Genomic DNA, 13,260 nt, shown 5'->3' with positions numbered 1-13,260 from the left:
AAGGGGATGTGCCTTAGTTTTGACACAGCCCCTCGTTATTAAAATGGTTTCAGTGTATTAGTAGCCTTCGTTTTGTTTCAGCTTACCGTTAGATACATTGATCTCGGAAACCGGAATAGGCATTACGGTACGATAGTCGTCATAGTTGATCGGACCGGCCGGAACTTGGGCATTCGTTACTGCCTTTTTGTTTCTCCATGTATCCCAGGCGTTATGACCTTCACCATAAAGTTCCAGTCTGCGTTCTGTCAGAATATCATCGATAGTAACAGAAGCAACGTCTTCATAGCCGGCTATTCTTTGCTTACGCAAGTCATTGATATAGTTGGCAGGATCAGCACCACCTGCTTTTAATGCAGCTTCTGCGGCAATCAGATATACTTCGGACAGGCGGATTACTTTCGGATTATTTACATATATTTCTCCGTCGCGTCCCGGATACTTCTGGATATACCAGCCTTCGTTATCTCCACCGTCGCTTTCTTCAGCAATCAGAGTGCTGCGAACATCTTCCGGACGTTCTTGAAGGAAAGTTTTGAATGCATCGGTGATACCGGCTTCTGCATAACCTTCGGCATGTGTGTAGAATCCGAGAGAGTTACGTTGTGCATTGTAGAGTGAGGTAATCAGGAACTCGAAAATGCTTTCACTGCTTCCAACTTTGGTCCATACTGTTTCGTATTCATCTCTGGTGTACAGCTTGTATGGAGATTTTTCGATTACATATTTGGCATCCTCAAGTGCTTTACTGTTCTCATTCATGTAGAGATATGCACGGGCTCTCAGTGCACGGGCTCCCCAATAGTCGATATGACCGGCAGTTACTACCTTGCTGGTTTCTGGGAGATTATCCAATGCAGTCTTCAAGTCATCCAGGATGGTTTCGTAAGTTTTCGCAATAGTAGCTCTTTCTGCTGTATATCCGGATTCGAAAACTTCTGTAGACAATACGATGCCCGGATCGCTGGCCTGTGCATTGCAAGGAAGTTTAGCGAACAAGCGGGCCAAGTCAAAGTGGAAAAGTGCCCGTAAAGCATACAATTCACCTACCTGAACATCAACTTCAGCTCCTTCCAGACCGGATTTCTTAACTCCCTCCAAAACTTTGTTTATTCTTGCCAGAGAAAGATAGAAGCGTTTATAGAAATAGTATGAATCAGAACTATTCTTAGTAGCTTGGTAAGCATATACATCGACAGTTTGTTTATTACTACCGATAGCTTTGAAGTCGCTACCTCTTTGGTCGGCGTACAAGAAGAAATCACCTGCGTAGCTGCCACGTGGATTAGTTCCCGCGTCTATAGAAGAAGTTTGAGACTCATAAACACCGTTAACTGCAAACTGTAAATCTTCGAGAGTCTTAATAGCACCTTCTGAAGGCCATTCACTGGAAGGCACTTTGTCGAAAGTATCGCATGAGGATACTGCCAACGTCAGTAATAGAATGGGTAAATATATTTTTTTCATTATTCAGTCTGTTTATAGATTATAATTTGATATTAATGCCGAATACACAGCTTCTCAATGCCGGTGTATCTGCCTGACGATAACCATTGATCGCTACATCCGGGTCAATGTTTTTAGTCTTCGACCACAACATAGCCAGATTGTTTGCTCTGAAGTAGATGCGGAAGTTGGAAATGTGCTTCTTCAATACCGGCAGAGTATATCCTACTGTCATTTCTCTCAGACGAATATTGTCAGTCGATTTGATTGTGCGGCTTGAGAATCTGTCCCAACGATAAGGGTTGGCATAGATAGGCATCGGGTTGTCTACTTTATCACCCGGATTTTTCCAGTAGTTTCCGGCTACATCTTCTGACAGGTTCATGGAACCGATTCTTACGCCATCATGATGAGAGAAATATCCCGGATAATCGAACATGTCACCACCAAACTGATAAGTGATCAGGAATGACAGGTCAAAGTCTTTGTATGTGAAAGTGTTGCTGAATCCACCGATAACATCAGGCAATGCTTTTCCTACAATTCCCTTACCTGCTTCCGAGTAGTCATTTACCACTCCCTTTGAGTGATCTTCAGGATCTAACCAGAATTCTCCCAGACCTGTTTCAGGATTTACACCTTTCCATTCGGGCAGATAGAATGTGTACATTGACTCTCCCTCACGGTGCAGATACATTTCTCCGTCTCCATACTGGATATCTTTTCCTTCAGGAAGTTTGTCTACCAATGCACGTTGGTAAGTCAGGTTGAAGTTTGAAGTCCATGTAAAGTTCTTGTTGCTGATATTTTTAGAATTGAGTTCCAATTCGAAACCGTCGTTCTTCAATGCACCCAGATTTTCCCAACGGGAGTCAAAGCCGGTGATTAATGAAGTAGGTACTTCGAACAGCAAATCCGTAGTCTTCTTATTGTAATATTCCAGAGACAGATTTACGCGGTCGTACATATTCCATTCAATTCCCATATTGAAGTTCTTGGATTTTTCCCAGCTTAATTTGTCGTTAGCCATTCTTGACCAGTAAATGGCGGGAGCACTTCCGTATCCGGAACCTGTATACAGGTCCATGTAACCATAGTAATCTGAGGGTAAGTTACCGTTTGTACCATAAGATGCTTTGATCTTGAAGTCGGTAAATAACGGCATATCTTGCATAAATCCTTCTTTACTCATTCTCCATGCACCGGATACAGACCAGAAACTAGCCCAACGGTTGTCTTCACTCAAACGTGACGAACCATCACGACGGAAACTGGCAGAAAGATAATACTTGTTATCATAGTTATAATTGCCACTTGCGAAATATGACATCATGCCGGCTCCCAAGGTTGAACTTGCAGCCTGGTCCGGTTGTCCGTTGGCCAATTCGGGATAGTGGCTTGAATAACGTTTGGCAACAGTTACAATCTGCAGCAGGTCTCTGTTTTCAACTTCGAAACCGGCCATCAAGTTCAGATTGTGCATATCTTTAAAAGTATCCGTGTAGTTTAATGTAGAAGAGCTGGTAGCTACGCGGCTTTCGAAGGTATAACGAGAACCCATTCCGCTGACGGAACCACCGTTAACGCTGTTGCGATCCCAATATTCAAAGTGCTTGTTGTCTACATAGTCATAACCAAAGATAGAGTTAAGTGATAACTTATCACAGAATTTGATTGTTACATCTGCATTGGTCATGCTACGGAACATTTTGGTCTGAATCCACTCCAGAGCTGTATCGCTGTCTTTACCACCTAGCATCAGATGCGGGTTGGTAACTTTACCCCATGCTGCATTTTTATTATATGAACCATCTTCATTCTTTACCGGAGCAGTCGGGTCCATTGCGAATAAAATACCTATCGGAGAAGAAGTACCCATTCCTTGAGCCTGGTCTCCCTGATCGCGGAAACCATCTTGCGATGTAGCGGCTATCATTTGCTTGAGAGCTACGTTCAGCCAGTTATTTACTTTGTGATTAACGTTCAGACGACCGGAGATACGTTCGAAGTCACTACCAAGAACGATACCCTCGCTCTTATTGTAGCCAACTCCGGCATAGAACTGAGTCTTTGACGAACCGCCGTTGATAGATACCTGGTGATCTTGAGTGAAAGCAGTACGATAGATTTCTTTCTTCCAGTTCGTATTTACTTTACCGGATGGATCATGGATAAAGTCAGCAACAGTAGCCGGTGAGTCGAGCAGAGGAATGAACATATCACCTCCGTTATCGATGTTGTTCAATGCTGCTTGTTTGCTATCTGTTATTCCGTAAGTAACCAGACAGTTGGCTAATGATTCGCGTGTGTAGTCAATCAAGTCGGCTGATCCCATCATATTGAAAGCATTTACAGCCATCTTGTTCCAGCCTACTTCACCTGAATAGCTGACATTCGTTTTTCCTTCTTTACCTTTCTTTGTGGTAATGATGATAACACCGTTTGCGGCACGTGAACCGTACAATGAAGCAGCGGCAGCATCTTTCAGAACAGTCATGCTTTCGATGTCTTCAGGATTCAGTGTACTCAATACGCTTTGAGTCTTACCGTAGTAGTTCATGTCGTCGTCAGCCTTCGTTACAACACCGTCAATAACATACAACGGGCTTTTAGAAGCACTGATAGAACCGACACCGCGAATGTTGATTTCGGCCATAGAACCTGGGTCACCAGTTGCTGAGGCTGTGCGCACACCTGCCATTTTACCGGACAGCGCTTTGTCAAAAGACTCTTTAGAACCGGAAACGATTTTATCTGCCTTAATGACAGCAGCTGATCCTGTGAATGAAGACTTCTTCGCAGTACCATAAGCTACAACAATAACCTCATCAAGATTTTGTGCATCAGATTTCAGCACAACTTTCACAGTTGGTCTGATAGCCACTTCTTGTGTCTGCATACCGATATACGAAATCTGCAAAGTCTTTGCAGAACTAATAAATTTATATATAACTGATAATCAGAAAGATATACAGAGTGCAAATCAGTAATACAGGTCGATATTTTATCAAACAGAAATAGCCTATACATCTATTTGACAGTTAGTTAGCAAAATTCAGCTTATGATCTACTCTCTCTTTGTAATACCATTTCTCTACCGAAATGAGGAGTATTTATCTTATAATCAATATTATATCTGTAAAACAGGTAGCTATTATAAATAAAAAAATAGTATCATGTTATAAAAGGCGCCTTCATTTGTATACAATTAATCAGGTAATGGATATTATTAATTAAAAACATTATCCCATTCATTTTTCTTTTAAAGGCAAGCAATTATTGTAAATATTAGAGACTGCCATATATTGATCTGTCTTATTTGAAGTTAGATTGCAAAAAAGGCTGTTCCACTCGCGGAACAGCCCTCTCCATATTTAAACTCTTCTGTTAAAAATCGTCAGCAGGGAAACCTGTTCGACGAAAACCTGAAACCTTATAAGTTAATCCATCTTCATCGTCGTCGAACTGTACCATATATACGATACTGTCAGCAGGCATACCGCTAGGAGTTGTGGCAGCTTTTTCCAGTACCTTACCATCAGTTATCTTCACTTTGGACTCATATGTTACATTATCCACAAAGCCCGTTGTCGAGAAAGTCCTCGTTGCATAATTCACGTTTACTTTCAGTTTATATTCCCAGAAATTTCCTAAATCGTCCAGCCACATTTCAGTTTCACTGTTGCTGGCTGTATTGTAAGTACTCATTTGCAGATGTCCTGCTCCAAAGGGATCTTCTACTTCTTTCCCGTCAATAAATGCATTCACTGTCACCCACCAGTCTCCTGCCATTTTTTCAACAGCAGTACCACCTGGTTCTGTATCGTTGTCGCATGCCACGAATGTAAAAGCCAGTGAAACTAAAAGTAATATCATATATTTCTTCATAATCGTATTTTTATTGTTTTACTATAATGTCAAAAGATAGCTGACCGGCATAAGCAACAGTCCATTTCAGAGTCCCAGTCGCAGGATCTAATAATGTATTAGTCATTTGATCCATGGAATCTCCCCAACCTGCAACATAACTTTCCAGAGGAGTAATGGTATTATCATCATTCAATTCGAATTTACCAACCATTGCATAATCCGGTCCATAGCCAGCACGCTGGTCATACCAGCCTCCTAAGAAATCGCTGATATAAAATATTCCCGGTTCCATCTGCAAAATCACAATCTCGTATCCACTGAAAGCTACCACAGAAGGGGCGGTACGCTTGCTTCCTTCGGCTACAGTATAAATTCCGGATTTCAAAGGAGAAGCAGTATCATCTGCTACATATACTGTTCTCGTGAATGTTTTGGCAAAACCGTCCTCATTGTATGCCGCATATACTAAATTGTAGATTCCCGGAGTGTTGACATCAACACTTCCTTTTATCTGAACGGATTCAGTTATATCCTCTCCATTCATTTCCGCATAATATCCCGGCTCCACAAAGGGTTGTCCTTTTTCTAAAACGATTTTTTCATCGCCTTCTCTTTCCAACGTTACAAAATAGGTGACTTTAGAAGTATCATTTGTTGATTTGTCGCAAGCTCCAAAGACAAACGGCAAACATACTAATATGCTGTATATTATATTTTTCATACGTAAAACTTACTAAGTTATTGGTTACTATTTGATATCCCACCAAACCGGAGTACTTCCCGGTACCCCTGCAGGAGTATTTACATTTTGCTGACGTGCGCTTAATGGATAAGTCATACGTTTCATCAGTCCGCCTGCTTCCAGACCATTAGTCCATGGTGCAACCAACTCTCCCGGAGTGTATACTGCCTCATTAGCCTGTATCTGAGCTGCTGAATAAGAAGATAGTTTCGGACAATCCGTACGACGAATCTCACTCCATGCTTCCATGTGATCCATATAGAAAAGAGCTACCCATTTCTGCATATAAATCAAGTTTAGCTTGTCTGCCAGTGTAGAGGCAGCAGACCATGCACACTCTCCTTCCAGAATAGTGCTTTCTTGACCTGTAAATCCACGAACGGCAAAGTCAGCAGTTACACCTGCTTCATAAGCACTTTTTGCATTCGCATCATCATTGAGGAAACGAGCATATACCTCTGCTATCAGGAATTGTAATTCAGCCTGAGTAAAGAAATAGACAGGTTTTGTAGCCCCGATAGAGTAATCAATCGCACTCACGTTTTTATTTTTCCAGTTGTCAGTACCCAGAATGCTTTGCATATGTGTTTTTCCTCCGGGAAGTTGACCGACATACTTTCCATCCGCATCTGTTTTACTAATACCATAGGCGATTCGAGGATCTCCCGTACTGCTTAAATAAGAAATTAATGGATAAGCAGCACAATGATTACCGGTCAATCCGACCGCATTTGTATTATACCATGGATTCCGTTTGTCTGTTTCATCCAAAAAACAATCCAGTTTCACGTCACCGGTAAAGAATTCGTTGTTTTGTACCAAGGTCTTCACTTTCTCTGTATACGAAGCCGCATCTATATTGGCATCAATGAAACGCAGATACATACGGAGGCGAAGAGCATTGGCAAAACCTTTCCATTGAGCGATATTTTTGTTGAATATCAAATCCGGCACATCCATACCGCTTCCATCCAAAGCAGCTTCTGCTGCATCGATCTCACCTAATATACCTTTATATACTGTTTCACCTGTATCCCATTTAGGTGTGGCATTGGCATTACCTTGCAGAGCTTCCGAATAAGGTGAGTCACTGGTATTATCTACCATTATCTGAAAGGCATATGCTCTTAGTATGGTAGTGGCGAAGCGGTCGGCAGGGTTTGTAGTCTTTTCCAGAACCTGCTTTGCATCTTCCAAAGCTCCTGCAAACAGGGTTCTATAAGAATAATCCATTTGCTGGGAAGATTCGGTAAATGTATATTCACATAGAGTGTTATACTGATTCGACTCCGGTTTCTGTTCATAGTACTGAGCGAAAAAGCCAGCGTAATTATAAATTTCTCCGCCTACCGCCGAAGCAATGGAAGCACTGATAGAGGGGAATATCAAATCCGCCGTCACCTGATCATTCATCGGGTAGTTCGGGTCGTCATTGATGTTCAGGTCGCAACCTGCAAACAATGCTGTTATTGCTAATGATGCATATAATAATATTTTTTTCATTTTTATTCCTGTTTAAAATTTAACCATTAAGTTGAAACCGAAACGACGTGAGCTGGGATTAGCTGTGTATTCTCCATAGTTACCTTCAAGGTCATTACCAAATGAAGTCATTTCGGGATCAATAAATGTATTGCTGGATGGAGTCCAGACAAATAAGTTATTGCCATATGCAGACACTTTTACTGCCTGGAAAGGAGTTTTTGCCAACCATCTTCTGGGGAGGTCCCAACCTAATACAACAGAACGAAGCTTGACGTATGATTTGTCCACCAGGAAGCAGCTTCCCATATCAGAGCCACCGTCACCCCAGTATTTATAAATGTTAGAACTAGTAATAGGAGTTGTATTTTCTACATAAGTAACGTTTTCTCCATTCACTATTTTATTTACTGAGTTAGGAACAATCAAAGGATTACGGTCATTGTAGGCAGTCTGTATTGCGTTACCGGTAAAATAGTTTATATCTTTAGTACGTGAATACATTACTCCCCCCTGACGGATATCAAAATCAATACCTAAGCTTATGCCTTTATATTTTAAATTAGTAGAAACACCCATTTGATATTTGTTATTCATATCTCCGCAGATTCCGAATTCGCTGGCTTCAACCGGAAGACCCGTTGATGAATTTACTACAATACGTCCTTGCGGATCACATTCGGCTACCTGAGCCTTGAAAACACCAACAGGCATGCCTGTTATAGCGTACATACTGGTACCTCCATTGAGACCATAAATCGTTGTAATGCCACCCAATTCTTCCGGCAAACTGATCACCTTGCTCCAGTTCTTTGTGAAGTTCCATGTCAGTTCCCAACTAAAATCTTTTGTTCTTATCGGAGTACCGCTGATCAGGAGTTCTATACCACGGTTACGAATCTTACCCAAGTTCATATTCTGTGCTGTATAGCCTGAAGCAGGGTCCATAGCCAAAGAGAAAATCTGCTTATCGGTATTCCTGTTATAATAAGATACGTCAAAAGAGAGGCGGTTTTTGAAGAAAGCCATATTTAAACCGACTTCAGATTCTGTGGTCATTTCCGGACTTAATGTATTACTTCCGAGTACATTTCCTGCAGAGTAAGCGTTGACACCTCCTAGAGGGAAAGTCAGAGAACCGAAAGGTATTCTATTGGAAGATTGTGCATACACAGGATTAACCATATACACATCAGCATCGTTACCTGTTTTACCCCAGCTGGCGCGTATCTTACCAAAAGTTATCACATCCTGCAGATTGTCATTCAATAATTCGCTGAAAATAAAACTACCGGTAATACCGGGATAGAAGAAACTGCGATTTTCTTTCGGAAGAGTAGAAGACCAGTCATTACGGGCAGTTACCGTTAAATAGAGCATATTCTTCCATGAACCTTCAAACTGTCCGAAAACACCCATCAGACGTCTGAGTTCCATGTGCTGTTCTACTATAGGAGTTTTGCCGGAGTTCTTCAGATTAAACCATGTAGGAATCGTTAAATCATTAACTTCTGAATATTGATAAGAGACTTTACGTTCATTGCCATTGAAACCGACCAGTGCATTGACATTAAAATCGTTAACCGGCATATTGAAATTAACCATAATATCCTGGTTTATCTCGCGACGACGGGTTATCTGCTCGGAATATTGTCCGGTTTCACCAGAGAAAGGACTGCTGGAGCCCTGACCTTCTCCATTAGGAGTACCTTCATAATAAAGAGCGTACAGATTCGGTTTTCCTTTGTCACTTTGTCCTGTCGTAATATCCAAGCCCATACGGTACGTAAACTTGAAGTATTTCAGGAATTCATAATCCAACTGAAATTTTCCGTAGAATCTTTCAGATTCATATTCATTCAAATAGTTATTCAAAATATAATAAGGGTTCATAACTCCGTAGGGGGTATAATAATATCCCGGAGTGTTGAACGGATCATTCTGGTCTTCCAGTCCTATTATGCTGATATCTCTTGGTGTCTGATATAAAGAGTTTAGCATGGACAAACCTTGTCCCGTAGTAGCAAAGTTATTCTTCTGATAAGCGTAATTCAGTGAAGAAGAGAATGTCAACGCTCCTGCCTTATGGCTGCCGCGTGCAGAAAAAGTATATTTATCGTAGCTGTCAGCATCTGTCGGGATCATACCATCATCGCTGATCTGAGAGAATGATACATAATAATCACTTTTATCTGTAGCTCCATTGAATGAAAGGCTGTTGCTATATCTGAATCCCGCATCAAAAAAGTCTTTGATGTTATCAGGCATTGCCACATAAGGTTTCAGTTTCTGAGAGTTGTTGTACACATTCCCCCACAGCTGCATGGAACCATCGAAACGAGGTCCCCAAGAACCGTTCTCCAATTCTGTATGGTTGCCGTTCCATCCCATACCAAATTCATTTTGAAATTCCGGCAGACGCAGAACAGTTGACCACTGAACTCCACCGTTATACTCGATTCCAACTCCTTTTTCTTTCCGGCCACTTTTGGTAGTAATCATGACTACACCATTGGCGGCACGGCTACCATACAAAGCAGTAGCCGCAGCACCTTTCAAAATAGTCATGTTTGCCACATCATCCGGATTGATAGCGTTGGCACCGTTTCCAAAATCATATCCGCTATTCAAACCATCTGTAGAGTATACGGTAGAGTTATTCAAAGGTACTCCATCCACGACATATAGTGGCTGGTTGGTACCGGAGAGTGAGCTGACTCCACGGATAATGACCGAATTAGAGGCTCCGGGGTCAGATGAAGTGCTGGAAATCTGTACACCTGCAATCTTACCTGCCAAGCTTGACATCACATCAGATGTACGGCTTTCCGCAATTTTTTCTCCACCCACTGAGGTCGCAGCATAACCTAATGCTTTTTCAGATCTTTTAATACCCATTGCTGTAACAACAACTTCATCGATCTGTTGAGCATCCGACCTAAGTACTACCTTTAAATTAGGCTTAATCGCTACTTCTTGAGTTTGCATACCGATGTACGAAATTTGCAAAGTCTTTGCAGAACTAATTTTTAATATAAAATGCTGATTATTACAATAATGAGAAATATAAGCCTAATCATTTTACATATTATTGTATCCATATATAAACATGATAATCAATTATTTATCAGTATCAAAGCTACCCTTTTCTTTAACGGATGATACCCTGTTTCTATCCGTTTTTATCAACTAAGTAATTTATTATAAGCAAGTTGCGTCTTTTTTTATTTATATGAAGCGCCATTAATGAATACTATTTTTATATTTATTGGATATTTCTCACCACCAATCATAATGAATGATTACTTTTTGCATAATAGTAGAAAAAGAACAAATCTGAATAAAAGCATATTTAGTTATGGTATAATTCAAAATATGCAAGACTAGCTTGTGGTAGTAACAAAAATCGGCAGAATTTTAAAACAGCAGATCTGCAGATGAAATATATCTGTCTACTATTGTCTCCTTGTGATATGCGATTGTTTGTATCAGCTTGCACCTTTAAATATAAAAGAAACGTTTAGTTTCGATATGATATATTCCCCTGTGACAAAAAAATCTATCAGTTAGAACAGATTTAGAAATTAAAACTACTTTTGACTCTTCCTTTTAAAGCAATTAGATGTTTCTCGGTGAGTAACGATCTGTTCCTTTTAAAGGAACGGATCGTCCCTTTAAAAGGAATGAGTCCTGACATTGCACTTATTATGTATATTACAGTCATTTATATGCGACAAATCACTTGTAAATTGCATATTCTTACATTGATTTATGCATTATTTCTGCCATATTGTTAGATTCTGAATCAATTTTATTGAAACCAATCTTAAAAACAGGACATTCTTAGACAATCAATGTCTAACCTTTTTGTCTATTAGCTAATTTTGAATGGGCCGCTTTCTCAAGATCATGCACAATGGTCATATCCATGATATTGGCATACACTTGAGTTGTCTTCACGCTTTTGTGCCCCAACAGTTTCTGTACAGTGGTTATATTGGCACCACTATATATTAATAAGGTAGCATTTGTGTGACGTGCTGTATGAAATGATATACGTTTATCCATTTTTGCCAACTTAGCTAATGCATTCAAGTCTTTATTTACATTAGAATTATCTTTCAATTTAAAGAATCCATCCAGATCCTCTTTATAGTGCTCCAAAACCTTAAGACCTTTACCTTCAAATAATAAATATAAAGGTAGACGCACATCAATACCTGTTTTAACGGATTTGTAAATCAACCATGTCTCCTGATGGAGTTCAACAATATTTGCAGCCGTCAGATTTATAAAATCAGAATACCGTAAGCCGGCATAGCAGCAAAATAGAAAGGCATCCTTCGATTTTTGCAACTTCGTAAATTTCCCTTCCAAAATCAAATTTTCCATTTTATTCAGCTCTTCCGGAGATAGGTGCGTATGATTTCCTTCTATACTTTTTATTTTATATTTTCTAAAAGCATACTTCTGAATATCCATGTATTCCTTATTTATAGCCACATTTACATACCGCTTTAGATGCTTCATATGTTTGGCAATGGTATTGAGATGATACCCTTTAGATTGCAAATAGTTATCAAACGAAGACACAAATTCAAATGTCAAATCAGTGAATACAATGTCTTTTTTATACTCTTGCAACAATTCTAAAGTGGATAGATGGTTCTGTTTGGTGCTTTCTTTTAAAGAAGAGTTGTTGACTTCTTCTTTAAAAAACGTCAGAAATGAGTTTCCACTATTTTCCGGTTTGTCAATAGAGTCTTTCAACGAATCTAAAGATATCGATCTTCTCTGTTGCCATAATCCAAGTTCTTTCTGTTCGATGTCAGCTATAAAATCATATAGCATTCGATTTAAAGCATCTGAATTAGGATGGTTCTTTACCATCCTTCGCTTTACGTCCCATTGTTCTGGTTTAAGGTATACCCTGGTTGAAAAATACATTTTTCTCCTGTTTAAGTAAGCCTCTACTTGTACCAATGCCATTCCCTTTTTGTTCAGCTTCTTTTTTCTGTTAAACACGAGGCTGTAACTAATCTTCTTCATTCTATAATCTTTTAGTTAATACTAAGAACAAATTAAACTAAGTTCTGTGCTATAATTAAGGTTGAACCTGCATTAATTTCTGCAAAAATTAAAATTCAATAATTAAGTATTTACATAACTTTAATTTAAATGCTATTTTTTTATCGCCATTTCTTTATAATAAATCAAAAAGAAACGTGTATGGGTGAGTTTTATGTCCAAAAACAAGCAAACAGAATGTTAATTAGTACACTTTGTCTTCACAAATTGACATTTAATGCTTGATAATTCGGAATATTCAAAGCGAATAAAGATGTTTATCAGCATGTTTTTGATGTTATAAATAACAATATGTTATATATACAACCTTTTTTTATCAAATTAATTGTTAGTTTCATATTTATTAATAATTTTGCAACTTGTTAGAGTATAGAGACAATTAATGTAAAGTTGAACTTTAAGAGAGAATTTATGAAAAGAAAATTAATGCTGTTATTGGCATGCCTTTTTGTAGGCATAAGCCTAGTAACCGCTCAAACTCAGAAAATCACAGGCGTTGTGATTTCTGAAGAAGACGGGCAACCAGTTGTTGGAGCCTCTGTGTTGGTAAAAGGTACTACTCAAGGTACAATCACAGACATCGATGGTAATTTTAATTTGGCGAACGTACCAAGTTCTGCAAAGACTTTGCA

Annotated in this window: 7 protein-coding genes and 1 pseudogene; 1 reads left to right on the top strand and 7 read right to left on the bottom strand. The window is 39.5% G+C overall.

Annotated features, from left to right (window positions below; translation table 11 throughout):
• Positions 1 to 57: 57 nt before the first annotated feature.
• The 7 genes and pseudogenes from HMPREF2794_RS03835 to HMPREF2794_RS03805 form a co-directional block, all read right to left on the bottom strand.
• Complete coding sequence (locus HMPREF2794_RS03835; RefSeq protein WP_055270601.1) at positions 58 to 1,467, bottom strand: RagB/SusD family nutrient uptake outer membrane protein; 1,410 nt, start codon at positions 1,465 to 1,467, stop codon at positions 58 to 60.
• A gap of 19 nt (positions 1,468 to 1,486) precedes the next feature.
• Entirely contained in the window at positions 1,487 to 4,366 is a 2,880-nt protein-coding gene (locus HMPREF2794_RS03830; protein WP_081477574.1) for a SusC/RagA family TonB-linked outer membrane protein, read from the bottom strand.
• A 467-nt stretch (positions 4,367 to 4,833) separates the two neighbouring features.
• On the bottom strand, positions 4,834 to 5,334 hold the full coding sequence (locus HMPREF2794_RS03825) for a lipid-binding protein (protein WP_010539497.1): 501 nt from the start codon (positions 5,332 to 5,334) through the stop codon (positions 4,834 to 4,836).
• A gap of 10 nt (positions 5,335 to 5,344) precedes the next feature.
• Positions 5,345 to 6,037, bottom strand: a complete 693-nt coding sequence (locus HMPREF2794_RS03820; RefSeq protein ID WP_070750956.1) for a BT_2262 family domain-containing protein — start codon at positions 6,035 to 6,037, stop codon at positions 5,345 to 5,347.
• Positions 6,038 to 6,064: 27 nt separating this feature from the next.
• Positions 6,065 to 7,561, bottom strand: a complete 1,497-nt coding sequence (locus tag HMPREF2794_RS03815; protein ID WP_070750954.1) for a SusD/RagB family nutrient-binding outer membrane lipoprotein — start codon at positions 7,559 to 7,561, stop codon at positions 6,065 to 6,067.
• A gap of 12 nt (positions 7,562 to 7,573) precedes the next feature.
• Positions 7,574 to 10,576 (bottom strand): annotated as a pseudogene (locus HMPREF2794_RS03810) (SusC/RagA family TonB-linked outer membrane protein); the annotation flags it as partial.
• Positions 10,577 to 11,398: 822 nt separating this feature from the next.
• Positions 11,399 to 12,589, bottom strand: coding sequence for a site-specific integrase (locus HMPREF2794_RS03805; protein WP_010539501.1), 1,191 nt, complete (start codon positions 12,587 to 12,589; stop codon positions 11,399 to 11,401).
• Between the two features lie 450 nt (positions 12,590 to 13,039).
• On the opposite strand from HMPREF2794_RS03805, the gene HMPREF2794_RS03800 reads away from it, so the two are divergent.
• Positions 13,040 to 13,260 (top strand): carboxypeptidase-like regulatory domain-containing protein (locus tag HMPREF2794_RS03800; protein WP_210403592.1); only part of this gene is annotated, 221 nt, incomplete at its 3' end.

The sequence above is a fragment of the Bacteroides sp. HMSC067B03 genome (genome assembly GCF_001811315.1).
Lineage (GTDB): Bacteria > Bacteroidota > Bacteroidia > Bacteroidales > Bacteroidaceae > Bacteroides > Bacteroides faecis.
The sequence above is the reverse complement of the archived record's forward strand: the minus strand, read 5'-3'. Positions and strand labels throughout refer to the sequence as shown.

What these genes read in the sequence shown, in the direction of transcription:
- HMPREF2794_RS03835 (WP_055270601.1), bottom strand. Translation starts at nt 1,467, where the DNA reads ATGAAAAAAATATATTTACCCATTCTATTACTGACGTTGGCAGTATCC.
- HMPREF2794_RS03805 (WP_010539501.1), bottom strand. Translation starts at nt 12,589, where the DNA reads ATGAAGAAGATTAGTTACAGCCTCGTGTTTAACAGAAAAAAGAAGCTG.
- HMPREF2794_RS03815 (WP_070750954.1), bottom strand. Translation starts at nt 7,561, where the DNA reads ATGAAAAAAATATTATTATATGCATCATTAGCAATAACAGCATTGTTT.
- HMPREF2794_RS03825 (WP_010539497.1), bottom strand. Translation starts at nt 5,334, where the DNA reads ATGAAGAAATATATGATATTACTTTTAGTTTCACTGGCTTTTACATTC.
- HMPREF2794_RS03820 (WP_070750956.1), bottom strand. Translation starts at nt 6,037, where the DNA reads ATGAAAAATATAATATACAGCATATTAGTATGTTTGCCGTTTGTCTTT.